At 67.8% G+C, this 24,896-nt stretch carries 27 protein-coding genes; 16 read left to right on the forward strand and 11 right to left on the reverse strand.

The window, feature by feature from the left end:
• Positions 1 to 17: 17 nt before the first annotated feature.
• On the reverse strand, positions 18 to 446 hold the full coding sequence (locus SY26_RS16425; protein ID WP_046001377.1) for an organic hydroperoxide resistance protein: 429 nt from the start codon (positions 444 to 446) through the stop codon (positions 18 to 20).
• Between the two features lie 99 nt (positions 447 to 545).
• Here SY26_RS16425 and SY26_RS16430 point away from each other — a divergent pair, with 99 nt between their 5' ends.
• From SY26_RS16430 to folD, 3 genes are read left to right on the forward strand one after another with little or no spacing between them, the layout of a single operon-like run.
• Positions 546 to 1,004: a MarR family winged helix-turn-helix transcriptional regulator gene (locus tag SY26_RS16430; RefSeq protein WP_052715335.1), complete on the forward strand. Its 459-nt coding sequence runs from the start codon at positions 546 to 548 to the stop codon at positions 1,002 to 1,004.
• Between the two features lie 46 nt (positions 1,005 to 1,050).
• Positions 1,051 to 1,353 (forward strand): chorismate mutase, encoded by a 303-nt coding sequence (locus tag SY26_RS16435; RefSeq protein WP_045982896.1) that lies wholly within the window; start codon positions 1,051 to 1,053, stop codon positions 1,351 to 1,353.
• Positions 1,350 to 2,225, forward strand: a complete 876-nt coding sequence (gene folD / locus SY26_RS16440; RefSeq protein WP_046001379.1) for a bifunctional methylenetetrahydrofolate dehydrogenase/methenyltetrahydrofolate cyclohydrolase FolD — start codon at positions 1,350 to 1,352, stop codon at positions 2,223 to 2,225. The genes SY26_RS16435 and folD overlap by 4 nt, the downstream gene beginning before the upstream one ends.
• Here the strand turns inward: folD and SY26_RS16445 are convergent.
• From SY26_RS16445 to tldD, 6 genes are all read right to left on the reverse strand, one after another.
• Complete coding sequence (locus tag SY26_RS16445) at positions 2,222 to 2,794, reverse strand: hypothetical protein (RefSeq protein ID WP_046001380.1); 573 nt, start codon at positions 2,792 to 2,794, stop codon at positions 2,222 to 2,224. The genes folD and SY26_RS16445 overlap by 4 nt on opposite strands.
• Before the next feature lie 65 nt (positions 2,795 to 2,859).
• A complete protein-coding gene (locus SY26_RS16450; RefSeq protein ID WP_046001381.1) occupies positions 2,860 to 3,498 on the reverse strand; it encodes a 3-oxoacid CoA-transferase subunit B in 639 nt (212 codons plus the stop codon).
• Positions 3,498 to 4,202, reverse strand: coding sequence for a CoA transferase subunit A (locus tag SY26_RS16455; protein WP_046001382.1), 705 nt, complete (start codon positions 4,200 to 4,202; stop codon positions 3,498 to 3,500). Before SY26_RS16455 ends, SY26_RS16450 begins: the two co-directional genes overlap by 1 nt.
• A 99-nt stretch (positions 4,203 to 4,301) precedes the next feature.
• Positions 4,302 to 7,019, reverse strand: coding sequence for a type I DNA topoisomerase (gene topA / locus SY26_RS16460; protein ID WP_046001383.1), 2,718 nt, complete (start codon positions 7,017 to 7,019; stop codon positions 4,302 to 4,304).
• 94 nt (positions 7,020 to 7,113) lie between these two features.
• The gene (gene dprA / locus SY26_RS16465; RefSeq protein WP_046001384.1) at positions 7,114 to 8,250 is read right to left on the reverse strand and encodes a DNA-processing protein DprA; all 1,137 of its coding nucleotides are present in this window, start codon (positions 8,248 to 8,250) and stop codon (positions 7,114 to 7,116) included.
• 67 nt (positions 8,251 to 8,317) lie between these two features.
• Positions 8,318 to 9,739: a metalloprotease TldD gene (gene tldD, locus SY26_RS16470; protein ID WP_046001385.1), complete on the reverse strand. Its 1,422-nt coding sequence runs from the start codon at positions 9,737 to 9,739 to the stop codon at positions 8,318 to 8,320.
• A gap of 208 nt (positions 9,740 to 9,947) precedes the next feature.
• Here tldD and coxB point away from each other — a divergent pair, with 208 nt between their 5' ends.
• The 10 genes from coxB to SY26_RS16520 all read left to right on the forward strand — a co-directional run bounded on the left by coxB (position 9,948) and on the right by SY26_RS16520 (position 18,887).
• The gene (coxB, locus tag SY26_RS16475; protein WP_084693889.1) at positions 9,948 to 10,853 is read left to right on the forward strand and encodes a cytochrome c oxidase subunit II; all 906 of its coding nucleotides are present in this window, start codon (positions 9,948 to 9,950) and stop codon (positions 10,851 to 10,853) included.
• 68 nt (positions 10,854 to 10,921) lie between these two features.
• The gene (gene cyoE / locus SY26_RS16480) at positions 10,922 to 11,839 is read left to right on the forward strand and encodes a heme o synthase (RefSeq protein WP_046001386.1); all 918 of its coding nucleotides are present in this window, start codon (positions 10,922 to 10,924) and stop codon (positions 11,837 to 11,839) included.
• Positions 11,839 to 12,069, forward strand: coding sequence for a hypothetical protein (locus SY26_RS16485; RefSeq protein ID WP_046001387.1), 231 nt, complete (start codon positions 11,839 to 11,841; stop codon positions 12,067 to 12,069). The genes cyoE and SY26_RS16485 overlap by 1 nt, the downstream gene beginning before the upstream one ends.
• Complete coding sequence (locus SY26_RS16490; RefSeq protein WP_045982854.1) at positions 12,066 to 12,638, forward strand: cytochrome c oxidase assembly protein; 573 nt, start codon at positions 12,066 to 12,068, stop codon at positions 12,636 to 12,638. The genes SY26_RS16485 and SY26_RS16490 overlap by 4 nt, the downstream gene beginning before the upstream one ends.
• A 34-nt stretch (positions 12,639 to 12,672) precedes the next feature.
• Positions 12,673 to 13,500 carry a cytochrome c oxidase subunit 3 gene (locus tag SY26_RS16495; protein WP_046001388.1) on the forward strand — a complete coding sequence of 276 codons (828 nt, stop codon included), beginning with the start codon at positions 12,673 to 12,675 and terminating at the stop codon, positions 13,498 to 13,500.
• 79 nt (positions 13,501 to 13,579) lie between these two features.
• Positions 13,580 to 14,251 carry an SURF1 family protein gene (locus SY26_RS16500; protein WP_045982856.1) on the forward strand — a complete coding sequence of 224 codons (672 nt, stop codon included), beginning with the start codon at positions 13,580 to 13,582 and terminating at the stop codon, positions 14,249 to 14,251.
• A 10-nt stretch (positions 14,252 to 14,261) separates the two neighbouring features.
• Positions 14,262 to 15,638, forward strand: a complete 1,377-nt coding sequence (thrC, locus tag SY26_RS16505) for a threonine synthase (protein ID WP_046001389.1) — start codon at positions 14,262 to 14,264, stop codon at positions 15,636 to 15,638.
• The gene (locus tag SY26_RS16510; RefSeq protein WP_084693890.1) at positions 15,635 to 16,909 is read left to right on the forward strand and encodes a pitrilysin family protein; all 1,275 of its coding nucleotides are present in this window, start codon (positions 15,635 to 15,637) and stop codon (positions 16,907 to 16,909) included. Before thrC ends, SY26_RS16510 begins: the two co-directional genes overlap by 4 nt.
• Complete coding sequence (locus SY26_RS16515) at positions 16,909 to 17,490, forward strand: GNAT family N-acetyltransferase (protein WP_046001474.1); 582 nt, start codon at positions 16,909 to 16,911, stop codon at positions 17,488 to 17,490. Before SY26_RS16510 ends, SY26_RS16515 begins: the two co-directional genes overlap by 1 nt.
• Positions 17,490 to 18,887, forward strand: a complete 1,398-nt coding sequence (locus SY26_RS16520; protein ID WP_046001390.1) for an FAD-binding oxidoreductase — start codon at positions 17,490 to 17,492, stop codon at positions 18,885 to 18,887. Before SY26_RS16515 ends, SY26_RS16520 begins: the two co-directional genes overlap by 1 nt.
• Here the strand turns inward: SY26_RS16520 and SY26_RS16525 are convergent.
• Both SY26_RS16525 and SY26_RS16530 read right to left on the reverse strand, forming a co-directional pair.
• Entirely contained in the window at positions 18,884 to 19,417 is a 534-nt protein-coding gene (locus tag SY26_RS16525; RefSeq protein WP_046001391.1) for an adenine phosphoribosyltransferase, read from the reverse strand. The two genes, SY26_RS16520 and SY26_RS16525, sit on opposite strands and share 4 nt — an antisense overlap.
• Positions 19,414 to 20,016, reverse strand: a complete 603-nt coding sequence (locus SY26_RS16530; RefSeq protein ID WP_046001392.1) for a flavin reductase family protein — start codon at positions 20,014 to 20,016, stop codon at positions 19,414 to 19,416. Before SY26_RS16530 ends, SY26_RS16525 begins: the two co-directional genes overlap by 4 nt.
• 112 nt (positions 20,017 to 20,128) lie before the next feature.
• On the opposite strand from SY26_RS16530, the gene SY26_RS16535 reads away from it, so the two are divergent.
• Positions 20,129 to 20,725: a GNAT family N-acetyltransferase gene (locus SY26_RS16535; protein WP_084693891.1), complete on the forward strand. Its 597-nt coding sequence runs from the start codon at positions 20,129 to 20,131 to the stop codon at positions 20,723 to 20,725.
• Positions 20,685 to 21,476: an EcsC family protein gene (locus SY26_RS16540; protein ID WP_046001393.1), complete on the forward strand. Its 792-nt coding sequence runs from the start codon at positions 20,685 to 20,687 to the stop codon at positions 21,474 to 21,476. The genes SY26_RS16535 and SY26_RS16540 overlap by 41 nt, the downstream gene beginning before the upstream one ends.
• A 48-nt stretch (positions 21,477 to 21,524) precedes the next feature.
• On the opposite strand, the gene SY26_RS16545 is transcribed toward SY26_RS16540, so the two are convergent.
• On the reverse strand, positions 21,525 to 23,057 hold the full coding sequence (locus SY26_RS16545) for an ATP-dependent RecD-like DNA helicase (protein WP_046001394.1): 1,533 nt from the start codon (positions 23,055 to 23,057) through the stop codon (positions 21,525 to 21,527).
• A 98-nt stretch (positions 23,058 to 23,155) separates the two neighbouring features.
• Between SY26_RS16545 and SY26_RS16550 the strand changes: the two genes are divergently transcribed.
• Positions 23,156 to 23,362, forward strand: a complete 207-nt coding sequence (locus SY26_RS16550) for a hypothetical protein (RefSeq protein WP_045982863.1) — start codon at positions 23,156 to 23,158, stop codon at positions 23,360 to 23,362.
• Positions 23,363 to 23,428: 66 nt separating this feature from the next.
• Here SY26_RS16550 and ccrA read toward each other — a convergent pair whose 3' ends face one another.
• Entirely contained in the window at positions 23,429 to 24,718 is a 1,290-nt protein-coding gene (ccrA, locus tag SY26_RS16555) for a crotonyl-CoA carboxylase/reductase (protein ID WP_046001395.1), read from the reverse strand.
• Positions 24,719 to 24,896: the final 178 nt, after the last annotated feature.

The raw sequence follows: 24,896 nt of genomic DNA on the forward strand, positions 1-24,896 counted from the left end.
CGGGGTTTCTTCTTGGATCACACCAGGGTCGGCGTGATGGTCAGCGTGCCGGCCGTGGCATGCGAATAGGGACAGACCTTGTGACCGCCCTCGATCAGGTCCTGCGCCACGGCGGGGTCCATGCCGGGCAGGGACACGGCGATCTGGACGTCCAGTCCGAAGCCCGGATCGCTGCGGGGGCCGATGCCCACGCTGACATTGACCGCCGCATCATCCGGCACCTTGACCTTTTGCGACGCAGCGTAATGGCGCATCGCGCCCATGAAGCAGGCGGCATAGCCGAGCGCGAACAGCTTTTCCGGGTTGAGCCCGTCGCCGCCGGGACCGCCCAATTCCTTCGGAACGACCAGGTCGATGGCCGAAGTGCCGTCATTTAAGGCGGTTTTGCCGTCACGGCCGCCCCCGGTGGCCGTCGCGGCGGTCCGATAGAGGATCTTTTCCGGCATGGCATTTCCTTTCTTCGATAATAGATAGCACGCTATATAAATTAACCCTTCGAAATTGCAACAGTTGCGGACTGCTCTTTGTGCAATTACACCATGTGCATGAGCGATGATCCCGCCTTGTCCAGCCTGTCGCCTTTCGATCAGATGCTGTGCTTTGACGTCTATGCCGTCAATCTTGCCTTTGGGCGGATTTACAAGCCGTTGCTGGACCCGCTTGGGCTGACCTATCCTCAGTTTCTGGTGATGATGGCGTTGTGGGCCAATGATCATCAGTCCGTCGGCGGCATCGGTGACAGCCTTGGGCTGGACAGCAGCACCCTGACCCCGCTGATCAAGCGGCTGGAGGCGGCGAACCTGGTTACCCGACAGCGGGATTCGCGTGACGAACGCCGGGTGATCGTGTCGCTGTCCCCGCAGGGCGCCGACCTGCAAGGCCAGTCCGAACGCGTCATCGCCTGCGTGACCGGCAATACCGGGCTGGATGACCGGACCGCCCAGGCACTGCGCGAGCAGCTGCGCCGCCTGCGACATCAGCTGCAGCAGAGCCCGCAGGGCTAGGCTGGGCCTTGCGATTTTGCGCGCGACGGTGCATGGGACGGACACCATGACCCGGACCTGTGACATTCCCGACATGCCCGCGCTGCGGGCCCAGATCGACCAGCTGGACGAACAGCTGATGGCGTTGCTGGCGCGACGCCATGCGCTGATCGACCGCGCCGCGCAGATCAAGGCCGGCAACGGCATGCCCGCCCGCATCGACGCCCGCGTCGAGGAGGTCGTGGCGAATGTCCGCCGCCACGCCGAGGGTCACGGCCTGGACCCCCAGCTGTACGACCGCCTGTGGCGGCAGCTGATCGAGGCCGCCATCGCCCAGGAAGAACGCCAGCTGAACAAGGACCGCCCATGACCGCCCAGACCCTTGACGGCAAGGCCTTTGCCGCCCGCCTGCGCGCCCGGATCGCCACGCAGGTCGCCGATCTTGCAGGGCAGGGCATCGTGCCCGGCCTGGCTGTCGTCCTAGTGGGCGAGGATCCGGCCAGCCAGGTTTATGTCCGGTCCAAGGGGCGCATGACGCGAGAGGTCGGCATGACCTCGTTCGAACATCGGCTGCCGGCATCGACGGATCAGGACACGCTGATGGCGCTGATCGCCAAACTGAACGCCGATCCGGCCGTGAACGGCATCCTGGTCCAGCTGCCCCTGCCCAAGGGCATGGACGAGGCGGCGGTCATCAACGCCATCCTGCCCGAAAAGGACGTGGACGGGTTCCACATCCTGAACGTCGGGCGCTTGGCCACCGGGCAGAAGGCGATGGTGCCCTGCACGCCGCTTGGCTGCCTGATGCTGCTGCGCGACTATCTGGGGTCGCTGGCCGGCCGCAATGCGGTGGTCATCGGGCGCAGCAATATCGTGGGCAAGCCCATGGCGCAGCTCCTGCTGCGCGACAGTGCGACCGTGACGGTGGCGCATTCGCGCACGACCGATCTGGCCGCGCTGTGCCGTCAGGCCGACATACTGGTCGCCGCCGTCGGGCGGCCGCATTTCGTGCAGGGCGACTGGATCAAGCCGGGCGCCACCGTCATCGACGTGGGCATCAACCGGACCGATGACGGGCTGGTGGGCGATGTCGACTTTGCCGCGGCAGTGCAGGTGGCCGGTGCGATCACCCCGGTTCCCGGTGGCGTGGGGCCGATGACCATCGCCTGCCTTCTGGCCAACACGCTGACCGCGACCGCGCGCAGCAACGGCCTGCCTGACCCCGAGGGGCTGATCCCCTAGGCGGCCATCCGCGCCGACAGCCGAAGCGCATGGGCCGTCTGTGTCGCCGCCACCGGCAGCACCGGGTCATAGGCGGCCCGGATCAGCGCCGCCAGCGCGGCGGATGGCGTCACCTCGGTGGAAAAGGTCAGCGCGGATTGCATCGTGATGCGTTCCGCGAGGGCCGCTGGATGCGCGTCGGCCAGCGCGCCCCCGATCCTGACGAAGGTCAGGCAGGCGCGGATGCCGCCAGCCTCGTCAAAGCGGAACAGCCGGTACTGGTCGGCGCCTTGGCCCGCCAGACGGTCGGGCAGGCCGGGAAGGCCCGTCAGCCGGTCCAGATCGGGCACCCCGGCCAGTTCGGACCAGTCCCGCACGAAGAACAGCATCAGGTTTGCACCGGTTTCGGGGTCAGTATCGACCACCGGGTGGCGCGCATGCGCAAAGCCCGCACGGATCGCAGCGCGAAAGATGTCCAGGCTGTCATCGGCCAGGCCGAACACTACGGGCGCCACCGGGCGGCCCCACTGCGCGCACAGGAAGCTGCCGTCGGGGCGGGTGAACAGGGTCTCTATCGCGGCGGGGTCCATGGCGTCTTTCCTGGGCATGAGAACGGGGGGCGAATGCCCCCCGGTCGGTGGTCGGTGCGAATGGGTCAGACCAGCGTGGCCTGGGTCGCGGCGCGGATCTCGTCCTCGGTGATGCCGTCGGCCAGCTGGACGATGCGCAGCCCGCCGGGCACCACGTCCAAGACACCCATGTTGGTGATGATCCGGTCGACCACGGCCTTGCCGGTCAGCGGCAGGGTGCAGGATTTCAGCACCTTGGACTCGCCCGCCTTGTTGGTGTGGTCCATGACCACGATCACGCGGCCCACGCCCGCGACCAGGTCCATCGCGCCGCCCATGCCCTTGACCAGCTTGCCAGGGATCATCCAGTTGGCCAGATCGCCCTCCTCCGAGACCTCCATCGCGCCCAGGATCGCCGCGGCGATCTTGCCGCCGCGGATCATGCCAAAGCTGGTGGCGCTGTCGAAATAGCTGGTGCGCGACAGCTCGGTGATGGTCTGCTTGCCGGCGTTGATCAGGTCGGGATCCTCGTCGCCCTCGAACGGAAAGGGGCCCATGCCCAGCATGCCGTTCTCGGACTGGAGCGTGATGTCCTTGTCGCCGACATAGTTCGCGACCAAGGTCGGAATGCCGATCCCCAGGTTGACGTACCAGCCGTCTTCCAGCTCCTCGGCCGCGCGGGCGGCCATCTGGTTGCGGTCCCAGCCTTTTGCTGCCTCGGTCATCACACGGCCTCCTTCTTGCGGGTGGTGCGCTGTTCGATGCGCTTTTCGTGCGACCCCTGGATGATCCGGTGGACATAGATGCCGGGCAGGTGGATCAGGTCGGGGTCCAGGCTGCCGCGTGGGACGATCTCCTCGACCTCGGCGACGCAGACGCGGCCGCACATCGCGGCGGGCGGGTTGAAGTTGCGTGCGGTCTTGCGGAACACCAGGTTGCCGGTGTCGTCGGCCTTCCAGGCCTTGACGATGGACAGGTCGGCCACGATCCCGCGTTCCAGGATGTAATCCTGGCCGTCGAAATTCTTGACCTCCTTGCCCTCGGCGATGACGGTGCCGACGCCGGTCTTGGTATAGAAGCCCGGGATGCCGGCGCCGCCCGCACGCATGCGTTCGGCCAGGGTGCCCTGCGGGTTGAATTCCAGCTCAAGCTCTCCGGACAGGTACTGACGCATGAATTCAGCATTCTCGCCGACATAGCTGCTGATCATTTTCCTGATCTGACGCGTGTCCAGCAGCTTGCCCAGGCCGAACCCGTCCACGCCGCAATTGTTGCTGGCGATGGTCAGATCCTTGACCTTGGATTCGACCAAGGCGTCGATCAGCAGCTCGGGGATGCCGCACAGGCCGAACCCCCCTGCCGCGATGAACATCCCGTCATGCAAAAGCCCGTCCAGAGCCTCGCCCGCAGTGGCATAGACCTTTTTCATCGGTCCTCCCGTCCTTGATCCCGTTATCGGCCCAAGTTGTTGCGTGCGCTGGCGCAAGTGTCAATCGCGGGGGCGGCGTGTTAGCGCCGCCACCCGGTCCTACTCGGCCTCGGGCTTGGCCGCGGCCTTTTTCGTGGCAGGCTTCTTGGCCGCGGGCTTCTTTGCCGCCGGTTTCTTGGCGGCGGGCTTCTTGGCGGCTGCCTTGGGCGCGGCCTTCTTGGCGGCCGGTTTCTTGGCCTTGGACGGCGATTTCGCAGCCTTGGCCGCGATCAGCTCCAGCGCCAGTTCGACGGTCAGATCCTCGGGGGTGACGTCGCGGGGCAGGGTCGCGTTGACCTTGGCCCATTTGACATAGGGGCCGTACTTGCCGCCCAAGATCTGGATCGGACCGCCGTCCGGATGCTCTCCCAGCTCGCGCAGCGGTGCGGCCGCTGCGGCGCGGCCGCGGGTCTGCTTGGCGGCCAGCACCTCGACCGCGCGGTTCATGCCGATGGTGAAGACCTCGTCGACATCGGCGATGTTGGCGTATTTCGACCCGTGCTTCACATAGGGGCCAAAGCGGCCGATCCCGGCCTCGATCAGCACCCCATCCTCGGGGTGGGGACCGACGGGGCGGGGCAGGGCCAGCAGCTGCACGGCCTGGTCCAGGTCCAGGGTCGCGACCTCCCATCCCTTCGGGATCGACGCGCGAGGGGGCTTGGGGGCCTCCTCGGTCGCCTCGCCACGCTGGACATAGGGACCGAAACGCCCGGTCTTGAGGCTGATCTGATCGCCCGCATCCTCTCCCAGCACGCGGTCGCCGATGGGCGCCTCGCCGTCCGGGGCGGACAGGGGGCGGGTATAGCGGCATTCCGGATAGTTGGTGCAGCCGATGAAGGCCCCACCCGACCGCGCGGTCTTGAGGTTCAGGCGGCCCTGACCGCACAGCGGGCATTCGCGCGGATCGCCCCCATCCGCGCGCGGCGGATAGAGATGCGGCGCCAGCGCGTCGTCGATCGCCTCCAGCACCTCGGTGATGCGCAGCTCGGACGTGCCCTCCAGTGCTTTGGAGAAGTCCTTCCAGAAGCGGCTCAGAACCTCGCGCCACAGGCGGTCGCCGGCGCTGATCTCGTCCAGCTCGTTCTCCAGATCGGCGGTGAAGTCATAGCTGACGTAACGCGGGAAATACTTCAGCAGGAAGATCGTGACCAACCGGCCCTTGTCCTCGGCGATCAGGCGGTTCTTGTCCTTGCGGACATATTCGCGGTCCTGGATCGTGGTGACGATGCTGGCATAGGTCGACGGGCGTCCGATGCCCAGCTCTTCCATCCGCTTGACCAGCGTGGCCTCGGTATAGCGCGGCGGGGGTTGGGTGAAATGCTGGCGCGCTGCGGCCTGGGCCTTGTCGCTGACCAAGAGGCCCGGCCCGGCCTTCAGCCCCGCGGGGGCCGCGACCGCGTCGCCGCCCTTCTCGCGGGCTTTGGCCAGTTCGTCGTCGAAGGCGTGGGCGACCAGACGCGCGGCCTCGCCCTCGGTGATCGCGGGCAGGCGGGCGCTATCCTCTCCGTCATCGTCGTCGCGACCCTGGTCATAGACGCGCAGGAAGCCGTCGAACAGCATCACCTGGCCGGTGGCGCGCAGGCCGACCTGGTCGTCGGGGCTGGCGATCTCGACCGTGGTCCGCTCCATCCGGGCGGCCTCCATCTGGCTGGCGATGGTCCGCTTCCAGATCAGGTCGTACAGCTTGCGCTGATCCTCGGCGGTGATCTTCAGCTTGTCCGGCGACAGCATCATGTCGGTCGGCCGGATGCACTCATGCGCCTCCTGCGCGTTCTTGGCCTTGTTCTTGTACATGCGCGGCGATTTCGGCAGGTACTTGTCGCCGAACTTGGCCTTGATCGCGTCGCGGGCGGCCATCACGGCCTCGGGGGCCATGTCGATGCCGTCGGTCCGCATGTATGTGATCAGCCCGGCCTCGTACAGGCGCTGCGCCGCCGACATGCAGGCCTTGGCGCCCATGCCCATCTTGCGGCTCGCCTCCTGCTGCAGGGTCGAGGTCATGAAGGGCGGCCAGGGGTTGCGGCTGGCGGGCTTGGCTGCGACCGACGCGACCTTCAGGTCGCGGCTTGCCACCGCGCTCAGCGCCATCGCGGCCTGATCGGCGGCGGCCAGGTCGAACCGGTCCAGCTTCTTGCCGGCCAGCGACACCAGCGTGGCGTCGTATTCGTCGCCCCCCGGGGTCGCTAGGCGGGCATGGACCGACCAGTACTCGCGCGCCTTGAAGGCCTCGATCTCCATCTCGCGGTCGACGATCAGGCGCAGGCAGACGGACTGGACGCGGCCCGCCGACTTTGCGCCCGGCAGCTTGCGCCACAGGACCGGCGACAGCTTGAACCCGACCAGATAATCCAGCGCGCGGCGCGCCAGATAGGCGTCGACCAGCGGCTGGTCGATCTGGCGCGGCTTGGCCATCGCCTCGGTCACGGCGGTCTTGGTGATGGCGTTGAAGGTCACGCGGCTGACCGCGCTGCCCTTCTTCAAGGCCGGGGCCAGCGCCTCCAGCAGGTGCCAGCTGATCGCCTCGCCCTCGCGGTCGGGGTCGGTGGCCAGAATCAGCGTCTGGTCGTCCTTCAGCGCGTCCTTGATCGCCTTGAGGTGCTTGCGGCTGTCGGCCGCGACCTCCCATTTCATGTCGAAATCATGGTCGGTGTCGACGCTGCCGTCCTTGGGCGGCAGGTCGCGGACATGGCCGAAGCTGGCCAGAACCCGATAGTCGGAACCCAGGTATTTCTCGATGGTCTTGGCCTTGGCCGGGGATTCGACGACGACGACGGGCATGATGACCTCGGACAACTGCAATGGGGCGGCAAGATGGGTGCCGGGCGGGGCAGTGTCAACGGGGGGTGACAGCACAAGACCGCAAGACGGGGGGTCAGGACAGCGCCAGACGCCCCCCGGCCAGCCGCGTGACGCGGCCCTGCAGTTCCAGCGACAGGATCACTGCGCTGGCCGTCGCCGCCGGCACGCCCAGATCGCGGATCAGGTCGTTCTCCTCGGTCGGAGAGGGGGACAGGCGCTGCAGGATGCGGCTTTCCAGCTGGATCGGACCGCCCTGGTCACGCGGCGGGGGCGGCAGGGGGTCGGGCGCGGTCATGACGACGGGCGCGGGCAGGGGCCGGGTCTGCGCCAGCGCGTCGGCCACGTCCGCGGCGCTGCGCACCAGCGTCGCCCCGTCGCGGATCAGCGCATTGCAGCCCGCCGCCCGCGCATCCATCGGATGTCCGGGCACGGCCATGACCTCTCGTCCCTGGTCCAGCGCGTTCCGGGCGGTGATCAGGGTGCCGGACCGTTGTGCGGCCTCGATCACCACGACGCCCTGTGACAGGCCTGACACGATGCGGTTGCGTGTCGGGAAATGTCGCGCCGCAGGTTCCGTGCCGGGCGGCTGTTCGGACACCAGCACGCCGCATTCGGCGATCCGCGCGGCCAGATCGGCATTTTCGGCCGGATAGATGACGTCGACGCCCCCGGCCATCACGGCGATGGTCCCGGTGGGCAGGGCTGCGGCATGGGCGGCGGTATCGACGCCGCGCGCCAGCCCGGCGGCCACGGTGAACCCGGCCTCTCCCAGCCCGGCGGCCATGCCGCGCGCCATGCGCAGCCCCAGGGACGATGCGTTGCGCGCCCCGATCACCGCCATCACGTCGCGCGACAGCCAGGCCGGGTCGCCCCGGACCCACAGGATCGCGGGGGCGCCGTCGATCTGGCGCAGGCTGTCGGGATAATCGGCGCTGTCATGGCGGATCAAGCGGGCGCCCGCCCGCCGACCGGCCGCCAGTTCGGCCGCGGCGACGCCTTCGGGGCAGACGGCATAGTCGGCAATGCCGGACTGGGCCGCGATCCCGGGCAGCGCCTCCAGCGCGGCGCGGGCGCTGCCATGTTCGGCGATCAGGCGGTGGAACGTGGCGGGGCCCACGCGGCGCGACCGGATCAGCCGCAGCACGGACAGGTCGTCGTCGACGGCCGAGGCGGGCAGGCCGAAACGGGCAGGAGCAAGTCCGATGGTCATGGGGCACCTTCTGCAGGACGGCCCCAGGATAGCCCCGTGGTGGTTAACAATCGGTTAGCGCGCGCCCTCAGGCGGCCGAGCCGCCGACCGTCAGGCCGCCGATCATCAGCGTGGGCTGGCCCACGCCGACGGGCACCCATTGCCCCTGCTTGCCGCAATTGCCGATGCCGGGGTCCAGCGCCATGTCGTTTCCGATGGCGCGCACCTGCTGCAGCGCGGTCGCCCCGTCGCCGATCAGCGTCGCGCCGCGAATCGGGTCGCCGACGACACCGTTCCTGACGCGATAGGCCTCGGTGCAGCTGAAGACGAACTTGCCGTTGGTGATGTCCACCTGGCCGCCGCCGAAACCCACCGCATAGATTCCGTCGCGCAGGTCGGCCAGGATCGCCGCGGGATCCGCGTCGCCGCCCGGCATGAAGGTGTTGGTCATTCGCGGCATCGGGACATTCGCGAAGCTTTCGCGCCGGCCGTTGCCGGTGGGCGCCACGCCCATCAGCCGCGCGTTCTGGCGGTCCTGCATGTATCCGGTCAGGATGCCGTCCTCGATGAGCACGTTGCGGGCGGGGGGCGTGCCCTCGTCGTCGATGTTGATGCTGCCGCGGCGGCCCGCGATGGTGCCGTCATCGACCACGGTCACGCCGGGGGCGGCGACGCGCTGGCCCATCAGGCCCGCAAAGGCGGAGGCCTTCTTGCGGTTGAAATCACCCTCCAGCCCGTGGCCCACGGCCTCGTGCAGCAGGATGCCGGGCCAGCCCGGCCCCAGCACGACGTCCATCACCCCCGCCGGCGCGGGGACCGACCGCAGGTTGACCAGGGCGATGCGCAGCGCCTCGTGGACCAGGCCCTGCCAATGGTCGGGGGCCATCAGCTGTTCCAACCCGTGACGTCCGCCGCCGCCCGCGCTGCCGCTTTCGCGGCGGTCGTTGTTCTCGACGATCACCGCGACGTTCAGGCGCGCCATGGGGCGGATGTCGGTGGCAAGCCCGCCCTCGGGGCGCAGGATGGCGATCTCCTGTAGGCTGCTGCCCATGGAGATGGTCACCTGCACCACCCGCGAGTCCAGCGCGCGGGCAAAGGCGTCGATCTCGCGCAGCAGCGCGATGCGGCGGGCGGTCGAGATGCCCTCGGCCGGGTCGATCGCAGGATAGAGGTTCACCGGCTCCATCGCGGGGCGCATCGCGGCCGTTCCGCCGCCGCGGCCCACGGCCAGGCGCGCGGTCTCGGCCGCGCGGCGCAGCGCGGCCTCGGAGATGTCGGTCGAATGGGCATAGCCCGTGACCTCGCCCAGCACCGCGCGCAGGCCGAAGCCACGCCCGGCCATGAAGCTGGAATTGCGCAGCCGGCCATCGTCGAAGACCAGCGATTCCTGCTGGCTGCGTTCCAGGAACAGCTCTCCGTCATCGGCGCCGGCCACCGCATCGCGCAGGATCCGCAGCGCGCCGTCCCGGTCCAGATCGGTCGAGAACGGGTCGAAGGACGGGCGGGTCATGGCGGATCTCCTGGCGGTTGGCGGGCGGGGACGGGCCTTTGGACGGGCGCGGCAGGGGGTCGCGTTTCCTTCGGGCGGGGAAATGCTGTAGGTATGTCTTGCCCGTAAGGGCGAGATATGGTCATAGAACGGTCACTGTGAAAGGAAAAGGGGCAGCCTCCCGGCAGCCCCTGCGGTCATTGGGGCCGGGCCACTGCAACGGGATGGAATGATGGCAAAAGCGATGATGGGCCGTGCATTCGCGGCAGCGACAGGGTTCGCGACGGCGGGCATGTTGGCCGGGACTGCGATGGCACAGGACGTGCTGGGCGATCTGCCCACGATCGGCAAGCCGGTCGCAAGGGGCATGGGCTTTCAGCCGGCGTCCACGGAACTGGCGCGCGATCAGCAATGGCTGGACCATTTCGTGCTGATCATCATCACGGTCGTGACGGTCTTCGTCTGCCTTCTGCTGCTGTTCGTGATCTTCCGGTTCAACGCCAAGGCGAACCCGGTGCCCGCGAAATACACCCACAACACCCCGCTGGAGATCGGCTGGACCCTGGTCCCGGTGCTGATCCTGGTGGCCATCGGCGCCTTCTCCCTGCCGATCCTGTTCCGCAGCCAGGAGATGCCGGAAAATCCCGATGTCGTGATCAAGGCCACCGGCCACCAGTGGTACTGGTCCTATGAATATCCCGACAATGGCATCGCATTCGATTCGCTGATGCTGCCCGAGGAGGAGCTGGCCGAGAACGGCTATGCGCCCGACGAATACCTGCTTGCGACCGATACCACGGTGGTCGTGCCCGTCGGCCAGACCGTGCTGCTGCAGGTGACCGCCAGCGACGTGATCCATTCCTGGACCATCCCGGCCTTTGCCGTGAAGCAGGACGCCGTTCCGGGCCGCATCGCCCAGGCCTGGTTCAACGTCGAGCAGGAAGGCACCTATTTCGGTCAGTGCAGCGAGCTGTGCGGCATCAACCACGCCTACATGCCGATCGTCGTCAAGGCCGTCAGCCCCGAGGTCTATGCGGCCTGGGTCGCCGAGCAGGGCGGCACCATGGGCGACGAACCCGCACCGACCGCCAGCCTGGACGGCGCGGCCAAGGTCGACCTGGCCCGCGCCGACTGAGGTCGGACCCACCCAGGCCCGTGGCGGCATCCTGCCGGCACGGCCAAGGAACAGAGATTGCAGGCGCGATGACCGATATCAACGCATATGACGCCGCCCCCGAGGGCGAGTTCCGCGATTACGTCGCGCTGCTGAAGCCGCGTGTGATGTCGCTGGTCGTGTTCACCGCCTTTGTCGGTCTGTTCGTCGCCCCCGTCGACGTGCATCCCTTCATCGCCTTCTGCTCGGTGCTGTTCATCGCCTTGGGCGGCGGCGCCTCGGGCGCGCTGAACATGTGGTACGACCGCGACATCGACGCGATCATGAACCGCACGCAAAGCCGCCCCATCCCGTCGGGCCGGGTCGAGCACAGCGCGGCCCTGGGCCTGGGGCTGGTCCTGTCGATCATCTCGGTCATGATGCTGGGCCTGGTGGCGAACTGGTTCGCGGCCGGGTTCTTGGCCTTCACCATCTTCTTCTATGCCGTCGTCTATACGGTCTGGCTGAAGCGCTGGACGCCCCAGAACATCGTCATCGGCGGCGCCGCGGGCGCCTTTCCCCCGATGATCGGATGGGCCTGCGCGACCGGCGGGATCAGCATCGAATCGCTTCTGATGTTCGCCCTGGTCTTCTTCTGGACGCCGCCCCATTTCTGGGCGCTGGCGCTGTTCATGAAGGAGGACTATCACAACGCGGGCGTCCCGATGCTGACCGTGACCCACGGTCGCCGCGCCGCGCGTCGCCACATCTTCGCCTATACGCTGGTCCTGGCGCCCTTCGCGCTGTGGCTGGGCGTGACCTCGGTCGGCGGGCCGCTCTACATGGCGGTCGCGGTCGTGCTGAACGCGGCCTTCATCCGCGGCGGCTGGCAGGTTCTGCGCCGCGACGAGGACGCCGCGATCGCCGACGGCTATCTGGTCGAACGGCGCGTCTTCAAGCTGTCGCTCTATTACCTGTTCCTGCATTTCCTCGCCCTGCTGGTGCAGAGCTGGATGGGAGGCTGGTGATGGCCCTGCGCACCGAACACGAGATCCACCGCCGCCGCCGGTCCCGCAACGTGGGGCTGGGCATTGTGCTGCTGGGCTTTGTCGCGCTGGTCTTTGGCCTGACGGTGGTCAAGGTCCAGGAGGGCGGCCTGGTCGAGGGTTTCGATCACCAGCCGCGCGTGTCGCTGACCCCGATGGAACCGCAGGCCCCGGCCCAGGGCCAGGCCCCCGTGCAGGAGGTGACCGAATGAAACGTCTGAGCCCCGAGGGCCGCACCGTTGCGATGCTGCTGGGCGTCGTCGTCACGATGGGCGCGCTGGCCTGGGCCGCCGTGCCCTTCTATGACTGGTTCTGCCGGGTGACCGGGTTCGGCGGCACCACGCAGGTGTCCGAGACCGCATCGGACCAGATCCTGGACGAGGTCGTGCGAGTCCGGTTCGACGCCAACACCGATTCCAATTTGGAATGGACCTTCCGCCCGATGCAGGCCCGCATGGACCTGAAGATCGGCGAAAGCGGACTGGCCTTCTACGAGGCCGTGAACAATTCCGACGTGCCGCTGACCGGAACGGCCAGCTACAACGTCGCCCCCGAGGTCTCGGGCTATTACTTCATCAAGGTCGAGTGCTTCTGCTTTACCGAGCAGACGCTGCAGCCGGGTGAACGGGTCGAGATGCCGGTCAGCTTCTACGTGGACCCCGAGCTGGTGGACGACCGCGACGCCGGTCATGTCCGCGACATCACGCTGTCCTATACCTTCCATCGGACCGAGCCGCGCAGCGCTGCGCTTGACAGCGGCGCGGCCGACACCATCAACTAAGACGAATACACGAGGGAGCCGACGGGGATCCGACATGGCGCACGCAAAGAACCACGACTATCACATCCTACCGGCCTCGGTCTGGCCGTTCCTGACCGCGATCGCGGTCTTCGTCATGCTGTTCGGCGCCGTGGCCTGGATGTCCGGAGAGGTGACCGTCATGGGCGTGCCGGTGACCGGCCCCTGGATGTTCGCGATCGGCCTTGTCGGCACCTTCTACGTGGCCTTCGCCTGGTGGGCCGACATGGTGCGCGAGGCCGAGCAGGGCGACCATACCCCGGTGGTCCGCATCGGCCTGCAGTACGGCTTCATCCTGTTCGTGATGTCCGAGGCGATGCTGTTCGTGTCGCTGTTCTGGAACTTCATCAAGCACGCGATGTACCCGATGGGCGAGAACAGCCCCATCACCGACGGCGTCTGGCCGCCGCAGGGCATCGAGACCTTCGACCCCTGGCACCTGCCGTTCATCAACACGCTGATCCTGCTTCTGTCGGGCGTGGCCGTGACCTGGGCGCACCATGCCTGGGCGCATGAGGGCGACCGTCGCACCACCATCAACGGCCTGGCGTTCGCCGTGGTCCTGGGCCTGGTCTTCACCGGCCTGCAGGCCTACGAATACAGCCACGCGGCCTTCGGTCTGGCCGACACGGCCTATGCGGCGGCCTTCTACATCGCGACGGGTTTCCACGGCCTGCACGTGATTATCGGGACGATCTTCCTGGCCGTCTGCCTGCTGCGCTTCCAGAAGGGCCAGATGACCAAGGACCAGCATCTGGGGTTCGAGGCCGCCGCCTGGTACTGGCACTTCGTCGACGTGATCTGGCTGGTGCTGTTCGCCGTCATCTATGTCTGGGGCAGCTGATCCCCGACGGTGACCGTTCAAGGCGCGCGGGGCAATCGTCCCGCGCGTTTTTCGTTGTCCTTGCCCCCCGGAGCGCCCCATGCGCCGCTATCTGTTTCCCCTGATCCTCGGCGTCGTCGGCTGTGCCGTCCTGATCTATCTGGGGCTGTGGCAGCTGGACCGCCGCGCCTGGAAGGAGGACATGCTGGCAGACATCACCGCGGGCATTCAGGCCGATCCCGTGCCCTTGCCGGACGCGATCGACCCGTCGATGAAATACCTGCCGGTGACGGTCAGCGGCACCACCACCGGGGCCGAGATCGACGTGCTGTCCCACACCCGCGAACAGGGCGCCGGCTATCAGATCGTGTCTCGCTTCGTCACCGATGATGGGCGCGCGATCCTCTTGGACCGGGGCTTTGTCCCGCAGGAGGCGCGTCGCATCGACCGTCCCCCCGTCCGCCTGCAGGTGACGGGCAACCTGCACTGGCCGCAGGATGCCAGCAGCTCTACCCCGGCGCCGAACATGGACGAGAACATCTGGTTCGCCCGCGACGTGGACGCGATGGCCCTGACGCTGGACACGTTGCCCGTGCTGGTCGTGGCCAGCGCCGTCGAGGGCGACAATCAGGGCGCCCGTCCCCTGCCGGTGGCCATCGAGGGGATTCCCAACAACCACCTGTCCTATGCGGTGCAGTGGTTCCTGATCGCGGCCACCTGGGCGGTGATGACACTGGCGCTGATCTGGCGTATCAGGCAGCGCAGCTACTGAAGGATTTCCGATGCGTTACGTCTCGACGCGGGGCCAGGCCCCGGTGCTGAATTTCGAACAGGCCATGCTGTCGGGGCTGGCGCGCGACGGGGGCCTGTACCTGCCCGAGACGATCCCGGCCTTCGAGGGGCTGGAGCAGCTGGACGGCCTGTCATACGAGGAGGTTGCGTTCCGCGTGGTGCGCCCCTTCACCGGCGACAGCTTCAGCGATGACGAACTGCGCGGCGCCATCGACCGCGCCTATGCGCGCATCAGCCACGATGCCCGCGCGCCTCTGGTCCAGCTGGCCCCCGGCCATCACCTGCTGGAGTTGTTCCACGGCCCGACGCTGGCCTTCAAGGATTTCGCGATGCAGCTGATCGCGCAGCTGTTCCAGATCGCCCTGACGCGGTCGGGCCAGCGGATCACCATCGTGGGCGCCACCTCCGGCGACACCGGATCGGCCGCGATCGAGGCCTTCCGCGGCATCGACAACGTGGACGTGTTCATCATGTATCCGCATGGCCGCGTGTCCGAGGTCCAGCGCCGCCAGATGACCACGCCCCCCGCCGCCAATGTCCATGCGCTGGCCGTGACCGGGCATTTCGACGACTGCCAGGCGCGGCTCAAGGACCTGTTCAACGACCATGCCTTCCGCGACGGGGTGGGGCTTGCAGGCGTGAACAGCATCAACTGGGCCCGCGTCGTGGCGCAGATCGTCTATTACTTCACCGCGACCGCGTCGCTTGGCATGCGGCTCACCGATTTCTGCGTGCCGACAGGCAATTTCGGCGACATCTTCGCGGGCTCCATCGCGCGCCAGATGGGCCTGCCGATCCGCCGTCTGATCGTCGCCACGAACCAGAACGACATCCTGCACCGCGCGCTGACCAGCGGCGAATACCGCATGGGCGAGGTCGAACCCTCGATCAGCCCGTCGATGGACATCCAGGTCAGCTCGAACTTCGAACGTGCGCTGTATCTGGCCTACGGCCAGGACGCGGGCGCGATCCGGCAGCTGATGGAGGAGCTGAAACAGGGCGGCTTCGCGATCAGCCAGGGCGCGCTGGAGGCCCTGCGCGAGCAATATGTCTCGGGCCGCGTGTCCGAGGAGGAGACGCTGGACACGATCCGCGCCATGCGCGAGCGGACCGGAGAGATCCTCTGCCCGCACAGCGCCGTGGGCGTCGCCGTGGCCGAGCGCCATCTGGAGCCCGGCGTGCCGATGGTCACGCTTGCCACCGCGCATCCGGCCAAGTTCCCCGATGCGGTGGAACGCGCCATCGGCGTCCGCCCCGGCCTGCCGCCGCACATGGCGGACCTGTTCGACCTCCCCGAGCGCCTGACCCGGGTTGAAAACGACGTGGACGCGCTTAAGTCCCTGATCCTTGAACGGAGGACCGCGTGAGCCAAGACCCCACCCCGCGCCTGACAACGCTGCCCAACGGGCTGCGCATCGTGACCCGGCAGATGCCCGGCCTGCATTCGGCGGCCCTGGGCATCTGGGTCAGCGCGGGCGGCAGGAACGAGCGCGCCGACCAGAACGGCATCGCGCATTTCCTGGAGCACATGGCCTTCAAGGGCACCGCCACCCGCAGCGCGCTGCAGATCGCCGAGGCGATCGAGGATGTGGGCGGCTATATCAACGCCTATACCTCGCGCGACGCGACGGCCTATTACGTCCGCGTGCTGGAGGATGACGTCGATCTGGCCTTCGACGTGATCAGCGACATCGTCCTGAACCCCGTCTTCGACGAACGCGAGATCGAGGTCGAGCGCGGCGTGATCCTGCAGGAGATCGGGCAGTCGCTGGACACGCCCGACGACATCATCTTCGACTGGCTGCAGGAGGCCGCCTATCCCGATCAGCCGATGGGCCGCACCATCCTGGGCCCCGCCGAACGGGTCAGCAGTTTTGGGCGCGCCGATCTGGCCGGTTTCGTGACCGAGAATTACGGCCCCGGCCAGATGGTCGTGGCCGCCGCCGGGTCGGTCGATCACGACCGCATCGTGCGGTTGGCCGAAAAGGTGCTGGGCCATATCGTGCCGCGTCCCCAGGGTCCGCGCGAACAGGCCCGCTGGCAGGGGCTGGAGAGCCGGACAGTCAAGCCGCTGGAGCAGGCGCATTTCGCGCTGGCGCTGGAAGGGCCGGGTTATCTGGCGCCCGATTTCTATGCCGCCCAGATCTTCTCCTCGGCGCTTGGTGGGGGAATGTCGTCGCGGCTGTTCCAGAAAATCCGCGAGGAACGGGGGCTGTGCTACACGATCTTCGCGCAGTCGGGTTTCCATGACGACACGGGGATGCTGACCATCTATGCCGGCACCGGCGCCGAGGATCTGGGCGATCTGGCCACCCTGACCATCGACGAGGTCCGTCGTGCGGCCGACGACATGTCCGAGGCCGAGATCGCCCGCGCCAAGGCGCAGCTGCGCGCGGGCCTGCTGATGGGGCTGGAAAGCCCCTCGGGCCAGGCCGAGCGCATGGCGCGCAGCCTGGCGATCTGGGGCCGCGTCCCGGACCCGGCCGAGGTTGCCGAACGCATCGCCGCGGTCACCGCCGCGGACGTGCGCGCGCATGCCGAGGCGCTGCTGGCCAATGCCCGCCCGGCGCTGGCGCTTTATGGTCCGGTGGACGGTGCGCCGTCGCGCGAGGCCCTGGCCGAACGGCTGGCCGCATGATCCTGGCGCGGCGCCGTGCCTTTCGGCTGGATGCCGAACGCATCGCGCTGCGCCTGCCATTGCATTCCGATTTCAGCGCGTGGCGGACGCTGCGCGATGACAGCCGCGCCTTTCTGACCCCGTGGGAGCCGGTCTGGTCCCCTGACCATCTGTCACGCAAGAGCTTCACCAACCGCGTCTATTGGGCGGCCCGCTCTGCCCGGGCGGGGACGGCCTATCCGCTGTTCCTAGTCCACCGCGACGGCACGTTGCTGGGCGCGATCACGCTGGACAACATCCGCCGCGGCCCCGCGCAGTCGGGCACCATCGGATACTGGATCGGGCAGGAGCATGCCCGACATGGCTATATGCGCGAGGCGATCGGGGCGCTGGTGCATCACGCCTTCACCGCGTTGGACCTGAGCCGAATCGAGGCCGCCTGCCTGCCCGAGAATGCCGCATCGCGGGGCGTGCTGGAACGGTCGGGCTTCAAGTACGAGGGCGTGGCCCAGAGCTATCTGCAGATCGACGGTCGCTGGCGCAACCATGTGCTCTACGCCAACCTGCGCAGAGACCGGCGCGGAAAGACCGAGGTGCGCTGATGCTGATCCCCGCCGACAAGACCCTGGCCGCGGCCCTGCCCGCGGGCGTGCTGCGCGACCCGTCCCCCGCCTATACCGAGGAACCGCGGGGCCGGTATCACGGGCAGGCGGGCCTGGTCGCCGCGCCCCGCGACACGCAGGAATGCGCCGCGATCATCCGCGCCTGTGCCGCGGCGCGCGTCCCGGTGGTGCCGCGCGGTGGGGGCACCGGGCTGGTCGGGGGGCAGGTGATGACGGACGGCCCCGCGCCCCTGATCCTGTCGATGGAGCGGATGACAGCGATTCGCGACACCTTTGCCGAGGAAGGGGTGATGATCGCCGAATCGGGCGTGACGCTGCAGGCGGCGCGGCAGGCGGCGGCGGGCGTGGGACGGCAGTTCCCACTGTCGCTGGCCTCGCAGGGCTCGGCCCAGATCGGTGGCGTGCTGTCGACCAATGCGGGGGGCGTGAACGTTTTGCGATACGGCAATGCCCGCGCGCTGTGCCTGGGTTTGGAGGCGGTCCTGCCCGACGGGTCGGTGATGCACGACCTGAAGCGCCTGCGGAAGGACAACACCGGATACGACCTGCGCGACCTGCTAATCGGGGCCGAGGGGACGTTGGGCATCATCACCGCCGCGTCGCTGGTCCTGGCGCCGGTGCCTGCCGAGACCGGGGTGGCGATGCTGGTCGTGGACAGCCCCGCGGCGGCCCTGTCGCTGCTGTCACTGGCGCAGGCGCGGATGGCGGGCGGCGTCACCGCGTTCGAGCTGATCTCAGGGCAGAGCCTGCATTTCCTGGACGCGGCCTTTCCCGACATGCGCCAACCGTTCGACACTCGGCCCGACTGGCTGGTCCTGATCGAAGTCGGCCTGCCTGCAGGCCTGTCCGCCGACGCGGCGCTGGAGGGGCTGTTCACCGCGGGGGCCGAGGCCGGTCTGGTCCATGACGGCGTCATCGCGCAATCGGGCCAGCAGGGGGCGGACCTCTGGGCGCTGCGCGAGCATATCCCGCTGGCCAACCGGCACATCGGTGCGATCGCCAGCCATGACATCAGCCTGCCTCTGTCCGAGGTCGCCCGCTTCATCGACGATGCAGGGGCCTGGCTGGCGGGGCAGGGGGACATGCGCGTCAACTGCTTCGGCCATCTGGGCGACGGCAACCTGCATTACAACCTGTTTCCGGCGGCGGGCCGGACCCGCGACGACTACGAAACCATCCGCCGCGACCTTTCGCGCAGGCTGCACGAAATGGTCGTGGCGCGTGGCGGGTCGTTCTCGGCCGAACATGGCGTGGGGCGGCTCAAGGCCGCCGATCTGGCGCGGTGGGGCGACCCGGCGCGGCTGGCCGCGATGAGGGCGATCAAGGGGGCGCTGGACCCCCTTGGCATCATGAACCCCGGCGCGGTGCTGTCCTAGGCGCCGTCGAACTCGCAGAGCGCGTGGACGGGCATGTCCATGCCCTCTAAAACCTTGCGCCCGCCCAGTTCGGGCAGGTCGATGACGAAGGCGCAACCGATGACCTCGGCGCCAAGACGTCGGCACAGCGTGATCGCCGCCGCCGCCGTGCCGCCGGTGGCCAGCAGGTCGTCCACGATCAGGACCTTTTCGCCGGGCTTCAGCGCGTCGTCATGGATCTCCATGATCGCCTCGCCATATTCCAGCTGGTAGGCCTCGGAGATGACGGTGCCGGGCAGCTTGCCCTTCTTGCGGATCGGCACGAAGCCGGTCGACAGCTGATGCGCCACCGCGCCGCCCAAGATGAAGCCGCGCGCCTCAAGGCCCACGACCTTGTCAATACGGGTCCCGGCATAGGCGTGCAGGATCTGGTCCACCGCCATGCGGAATCCGCGTGCATCCGCGAACAGCGTGGTCACGTCGCGGAAGATGATCCCCTCATGCGGGAAATCATGGATGGAGCGGACATAGTCCTTGACGGTGCGGCTCATGCAGGGCGGTCCATTTCGAAAAGATCGGTCACCGCGGCATAATCCTTGTATCCCAGACGCGCAATCCAGCCGCCCGCGGCACGCGGATCGAACCGCCCGTCCACGACGCAATCGTCGCGCATGTGGATGCCGGTCACCACGCCGAAGACGGCAAAGTTCGCCTGACCGGCCAGGGGCACGATCTGGCTCATGCGGCATTCCAGCGCTGCCGCGGCACCCGCCACGCGCGGACAGTCGATGGTGGTGCAATCGGCGGCCTCGATCCCCGCGGCTGCGAATTCGCTGGCCCCCGCGGGCAGGGGGGCCGAGGTCGCGTTGACCGCGTCGCGCAGATCGCCCGTGGCGATGTTCACGCAGAAGACGCCCGTCTCGATGATCTGGGCCACGCTGTCCTTGGTGCCGGGCCGGTCGCCCTTGGCGCCGGTCGAGGCGAACATCACCTGCGGCGGGACATAGGCCACGGCGTTGAAGAAGGAATAGGGCGCCAGGTTGTCGCCCTGCGACCCGCGGGTCGAGATCCAGCCGATCGGGCGGGGGGCGATGATCGCGTTGAAGGGATTGTGCGGCAGGCCGTGTCCGGCTTCGGGGCGATAGAACATGGGCGGCCTCCTTGTGGGTTCGGGCGCCAACCTGCCCCGCTTTTTCGCGCGACGCAATGTTTCGCCCGCCTTGCACCCGTGCTAAACGCCCGCCCGACAGCAAGGAGGCGCGATGTACGAGATCTGCCCCGAGACGCCCGCCGACGAACCCGAGGTCGAGGGCCTGTACGATCTGTGCTTTGCGCCGGGTCGCACCGCGCTGTCGTCCTATCGCCTGCGCGACGGCGTGCCGCGCGTGGCCGAACTGTGCCTTGTGCTGCGTGATGCGGGCGGCACGCTGATGGCCGCGATCCGGTTCTGGCCGGTGCGCGTCGACAACCGTCCCGTGCTGCTGCTGGGGCCCATCGCCGTGCACCCCACCGCGCAGGGAGAGGGTCTGGGCGGGCTCTTGATGCGCGACAGCCTGACGCGCGCGCGCCGGATGGGGTTCGACCGGGTTCTGCTGGTGGGCGACGCGCCCTATTACAGCCGTTTCGGCTTTCAGCGCCTTGACGATGTGGTGATGCCGCCACCCACGAACCCTGACCGGGTGCTGGGGCTGGAACTTCGGCCGGATGCATGGGTTAACGTGGCAGGCCCCGTCCAGCGAGAGACCCGGCCCCCTGCAGACCCGCCCGCGCCGGACCCCACGGCTTGCACCCAGGTCGACCCTCCGAAAAGGCCCGCTGATGACAGAACCGAAACCCCTCGTCCTGCCCCCCATCACTGATCCGGCGTTGCACGCCCAGATCGATCGTCTGGCGTTGCGCTATCTGGAGGCCGGGGGTCTGGGCATGCAGATCATGTCCCGCATCGGCAACGGCGCCGAAGGGCTGATCGAACGCCTGCCGGGCTTCGTGCGGTCGCGGCTGGACAGCGTCACGCGGGCCGCGCTGACGCGGGCGTTTGGTGCCGCCAGCCAGTCGCGCAAGGTGGTGCGGGACCGGGGCGATTGGTTCAACCGCATGGCCTCGACCGTCAGCGGTGCGGCGGGCGGGGTCGGCGGTTTCGCGGGCGCGCTGGTCGAACTGCCGTTCACGGTCACGTTGCTGCTGCGCGCCATGCTGGACATCGCCGCCGAACACGGCCTTGATCCCGAAAGCGAGGAAGTGCGCCTGGAATGCCTGCGCATCTTTGCCGCCGCGGGTCCGATGGCCGATGACGACCAGACCGACCTCGGCATGCTGGCCGCGCGCTTGTCGGTGACCGGCCAGACGGTGCAAAGCATGGTCAGCAAGGTCGCCCCGCGCCTGTCCGTCTCGCTTGGGCAGAAGATGGCGGCGCAGGCGGCGCCGGTGTTCGGCGCGGTGGTCGGCGCGTCCATCAACTATACCTTTGCACGCTACTATCAGGAACTGGCCCGCGTTCATTTCGGCGTCATGCGCCTGTCCCATGAAACCGGCATTCCGCAGGAGGCCCTGGCCGAAGCGCTGCGCCTGTCCATCCAGCGCCAGACGCCCCCCGACCGATCATCGCGCTGACCGCGGGGGGCCCGGGGGGCGGCAGCCCCCCGGCGTCGCGGGACGCAATCACGCCTCCTCGGCGTCCAGTGCCAGGGGCGCGGACGGGGACGCCAGATCGTCGGTCGTCAACGGCCCTGCGGGACGCGCCAGCCGTGCCTTGGTCACCCAGTACAGCCTCTCCTGTGCCCGGGTGATGGCGACATAGGTCAGCCGCTTCCACAGCTGGACCCCGGCCTCGGACCGGTTCGACCAGGCGGCGGCGCTGATGTCGGGGCCGAACACCTGCACCTCGGGCCACTGGCTGCCCTGCGCCTTGTGGATCGTGACCGCCGCCCCGTGCAGAAAAGCCGCGCCCATCCGCGCCGCAAAGGGGATGAAGGGTTCGTCCTCGTCCGGCATCTCGATCTTGACGATGCTGGCGGCCGACAGGCGCGGGTCCTCGGCCCCGATCACGTGCAGGCGCGAAAAGCCCGGCTTGCGGCCCGGCCCCAGATAGACGACCTGCGCTCCCTTGATCAGGCCGCGCGCCTCCAGATCGATCCGCTTCTTGCGATGCTTCAGCGGCAGCTCCAGCCCGTCGCAGATCAGCGGCTCTCCGGGCAGCAGCGCGTCCCCCGGCGCGCCGAAGGCCGTGCGGAACGCATGGATCAGCCGGATGCGCGTCGCGTTGCGCCAGACCAGGACCGGGCTGCGCGCCATCAGGTCGCTTTCAACCCGCTCGGCCCAGACCACGCGGTCGTCCTTGCGCGCCGCATCGCGGATCATCTGCTCGAAATCGTCAAAGCCCAGCTGATCGTCGGCCAAAGCATGGGCCAGGTCCAGGATCGGGTTGTCGTCGGCCTGGCGGTGAATGCGGCTCAGCATCAGGCGCTGCGCCGGGGCCAGCTTGTCGAACACCATCTCTCCGGACTGGCCGACCGGGGCCAGCTGGGCGGGGTCGCCGAACAGGACCAGCACGGGAAAGATCTCGCGCAGGTCCTCGAACTGCTTCTCGTCCAGCATCGAGGCCTCGTCGATCAGCCCGACGTCCAGCCCCTCCTCGCGCCTGGTCCAGCCGCGGATGAAATCCGACCCGCGCAACCCGGCCGTGGCCAGCGCCCCGGGGATCGAGGCATGCTGGTCATAGAACGCCTTGGCCCGGTCCAGCGCCGTGTCCGACAGTTCCGCGATGACCGGGCGTTCGGCCGCCCCGGTCAGCCATTCGGCGATCTTCTCGTATTGCGGATCATAGACCGGGGTGTACAGGATCCGGTGGATCGTCGTGGCCGGCACGCCGCGCATGCGCAGCACGAACGCCGCCTTGTTTGTCGGCGCCAGGATGGCGACGCTGCGTCGGTCCTTGCGGCGCCGCCCTTCGTAATCTGGGCTGATCAGTTCGACCCCCGCCTCCAGCAGGGCCTTGGTGATCTGCGACAGCATCAGCGTCTTGCCCGATCCGGCCTTGCCGATGACCGCCATGACGCGACCTTTTCCCGACTGGGGCGGATGCAGTTCCTCTGCGATGATGTCGATGCCCGCCGCGCCAAAGGTTTCGGCCAGCGCATCCCAGGCATCGGCCTGATCGGGCGAAAGGGTCGGGGCGGGGACGGGACTGTTCATGCCAGACCCTTAGCCTGCCTTCGCGGCCAAGGCAAAGCGCCGCGCAACTTTTCCGCCCCGGGCACCGTGCCTGCGGGCACCCCAACAGGAGAGACGCGATGATCGAGCTGTTCTTCGTCACCTGCCTGCTCGCCGACCCACAGCGCTGCAGCGATCACAGCCTGCTGTTCGAGGAACGGAACGGCCTGTTCACCTGCATGCTGCAGAGCCAGTCCGAGCTTGCGAAATGGGTGGCCACCCATCCGACCGAACAGGTTCGCGAATGGAAATGCCGCCGCGCCGGAGAGGGGGACCGCAAGGTCTGACCCCATGCACCGCCGCGCGGGGGGTCCGGGGGGCGGCAGGCCCCCCGTCACGTCGCGGGACGCAGGTCAGCGCCGGCCGGCCTCCAGCGCATCCTCAAAGGTGCGCAGCCCGGTCCGCGGTGATTGGACCAGCACCGCCATGTTGCCCGGCTTGTGCTGGTTGCGCAGCATCATCATGTGCGCGGCTGGGATCTCGGCCCAGGGGAAAACCTCGGACATGCAGGGGTCCAGGCGGCGTTCCAGCATCAGCTTGTTCGCGGCGCTGGCCTGCTTCAGATGCGCGAAATGCGACCCCTGGATGCGCTTCTGATGCATCCACAGGTACCGCACGTCGAAGGTGCAGTTGAACCCCGTCGTGCCCGCGCAGATCACCACCATCCCGCCCTTCTTGCAGACCAGCGTGCTGACCGGGAAGGTCGCCTCGCCGGGATGCTCAAAGACGATGTCGACATTGTTGCCCTTGCCGGTGATGTCCCAGATCGCCGCGCCGAACTTGCGCGCCTCGTTGAACCACTCCTTGTATTCCGGCGTGTTCACCGTGGGCAGCTGCCCCCAGCAGCGGAATTCCTTGCGGTTGATGACCCCTTTCGCGCCCAGCCCCATGACGAAGTCGCGCTTGTCCTCCTCGCTGATCACGCCGATGGCGTTGCCGCCCGCCGCGTTGATCAGCTGGATCGCATAGGAGCCAAGCCCCCCCGACGCGCCCCAGACCAGCACGTTCATGCCCGGCTTCAGCTCATGCGGCTCGTGCCCGAACAGCATCCTGTACGCCGTGGCCAGCGTCAGCGTATAGCAGGCCGATTCCTCCCAGGTCAGGTGGCGCGGGCGGGGCATCAGCTGCTGGGCCTGCACGCGGGTGAACTGGGCAAAGCTGCCGTCCGGCGTCTCGTATCCCCAGATCCGCTGCGTGGGCGAGAACATCGGATCGCCGCCGTTGCAATGCTCGTCATCGCCATCGTCCTGGTTGCAATGGATGACGACCTCGTCCCCGACCTTCCACCGCTTGACCTTGTCGCCCACCGCCCAGACGATGCCCGAGGCATCCGATCCGGCGATGTGATAGGGCTGCTTGTGCACGTCGAACATGCTGATCGGCTTGCCCAGACCCGCCCAGATCCCGTTATAGTTGACGCCCGCCGCCATCACCAGGACCAGAACCTCGTTGCTGTCGATGGCAGGGGTGTCCACGACCTCCAGCTGCATCGCCTGATCGGGCTCTCCCTGCCGTTCGCGGCGGATCGCCCAGGCATGCATGCGCGCAGGCACATGGCCCAGGGGGGGCATCTCGCCCACGGCGTACAGGTCTTTGACCGGGGCGTCGTAGGGCGCGATCGGGGTGGGTGCGTCGAGAGCCATCGTCTTTCTCCTGTCCTGTGCCGCAGTGCAGAATCACCGCGCCGATTTGCCCTGTCCTACGACATGAAAAGCAATAATGCAACTATCAGACACCGTTGTACGCAATAATATGTCGGAATGATCAGAAATGCGCCGCGCTGCAGCGAATTGACGGCGCATCTTTGTGTCTGTATCGATA

Source organism: Paracoccus sp. 228 (genome assembly GCF_000967825.1).
Classification (GTDB): Bacteria; Pseudomonadota; Alphaproteobacteria; order Rhodobacterales; family Rhodobacteraceae; genus Paracoccus; species Paracoccus marcusii.

Excerpts from the sequence above, each read along its gene's own strand:
- SY26_RS16530 (WP_046001392.1), bottom strand. The coding sequence starts at position 20,016 with ATGTTCTATCGCCCCGAAGCCGGACACGGCCTGCCGCACAATCCCTTC.
- SY26_RS16450 (WP_046001381.1), bottom strand. The coding sequence starts at position 3,498 with ATGACCGAGGCAGCAAAAGGCTGGGACCGCAACCAGATGGCCGCCCGC.
- SY26_RS16425 (WP_046001377.1), bottom strand. The coding sequence starts at position 446 with ATGCCGGAAAAGATCCTCTATCGGACCGCCGCGACGGCCACCGGGGGC.
- SY26_RS16455 (WP_046001382.1), bottom strand. The coding sequence starts at position 4,202 with ATGAAAAAGGTCTATGCCACTGCGGGCGAGGCTCTGGACGGGCTTTTG.
- SY26_RS16535 (WP_084693891.1), top strand. The coding sequence starts at position 20,129 with ATGTACGAGATCTGCCCCGAGACGCCCGCCGACGAACCCGAGGTCGAG.
- coxB (WP_084693889.1), top strand. The coding sequence starts at position 9,948 with ATGATGGCAAAAGCGATGATGGGCCGTGCATTCGCGGCAGCGACAGGG.
- SY26_RS16500 (WP_045982856.1), top strand. The coding sequence starts at position 13,580 with ATGCGCCGCTATCTGTTTCCCCTGATCCTCGGCGTCGTCGGCTGTGCC.
- SY26_RS16520 (WP_046001390.1), top strand. The coding sequence starts at position 17,490 with ATGCTGATCCCCGCCGACAAGACCCTGGCCGCGGCCCTGCCCGCGGGC.
- SY26_RS16495 (WP_046001388.1), top strand. The coding sequence starts at position 12,673 with ATGGCGCACGCAAAGAACCACGACTATCACATCCTACCGGCCTCGGTC.
- SY26_RS16550 (WP_045982863.1), top strand. The coding sequence starts at position 23,156 with ATGATCGAGCTGTTCTTCGTCACCTGCCTGCTCGCCGACCCACAGCGC.
- topA (WP_046001383.1), bottom strand. The coding sequence starts at position 7,019 with ATGCCCGTCGTCGTCGTCGAATCCCCGGCCAAGGCCAAGACCATCGAG.
- SY26_RS16430 (WP_052715335.1), top strand. The coding sequence starts at position 546 with ATGAGCGATGATCCCGCCTTGTCCAGCCTGTCGCCTTTCGATCAGATG.
- SY26_RS16525 (WP_046001391.1), bottom strand. The coding sequence starts at position 19,417 with ATGAGCCGCACCGTCAAGGACTATGTCCGCTCCATCCATGATTTCCCG.
- SY26_RS16545 (WP_046001394.1), bottom strand. The coding sequence starts at position 23,057 with ATGAACAGTCCCGTCCCCGCCCCGACCCTTTCGCCCGATCAGGCCGAT.
- SY26_RS16435 (WP_045982896.1), top strand. The coding sequence starts at position 1,051 with ATGACCCGGACCTGTGACATTCCCGACATGCCCGCGCTGCGGGCCCAG.
- SY26_RS16445 (WP_046001380.1), bottom strand. The coding sequence starts at position 2,794 with ATGGACCCCGCCGCGATAGAGACCCTGTTCACCCGCCCCGACGGCAGC.
- folD (WP_046001379.1), top strand. The coding sequence starts at position 1,350 with ATGACCGCCCAGACCCTTGACGGCAAGGCCTTTGCCGCCCGCCTGCGC.
- dprA (WP_046001384.1), bottom strand. The coding sequence starts at position 8,250 with ATGACCATCGGACTTGCTCCTGCCCGTTTCGGCCTGCCCGCCTCGGCC.
- ccrA (WP_046001395.1), bottom strand. The coding sequence starts at position 24,718 with ATGGCTCTCGACGCACCCACCCCGATCGCGCCCTACGACGCCCCGGTC.
- cyoE (WP_046001386.1), top strand. The coding sequence starts at position 10,922 with ATGACCGATATCAACGCATATGACGCCGCCCCCGAGGGCGAGTTCCGC.
- SY26_RS16540 (WP_046001393.1), top strand. The coding sequence starts at position 20,685 with ATGACAGAACCGAAACCCCTCGTCCTGCCCCCCATCACTGATCCGGCG.
- tldD (WP_046001385.1), bottom strand. The coding sequence starts at position 9,739 with ATGACCCGCCCGTCCTTCGACCCGTTCTCGACCGATCTGGACCGGGAC.
- SY26_RS16490 (WP_045982854.1), top strand. The coding sequence starts at position 12,066 with ATGAAACGTCTGAGCCCCGAGGGCCGCACCGTTGCGATGCTGCTGGGC.
- SY26_RS16485 (WP_046001387.1), top strand. The coding sequence starts at position 11,839 with ATGGCCCTGCGCACCGAACACGAGATCCACCGCCGCCGCCGGTCCCGC.
- thrC (WP_046001389.1), top strand. The coding sequence starts at position 14,262 with ATGCGTTACGTCTCGACGCGGGGCCAGGCCCCGGTGCTGAATTTCGAA.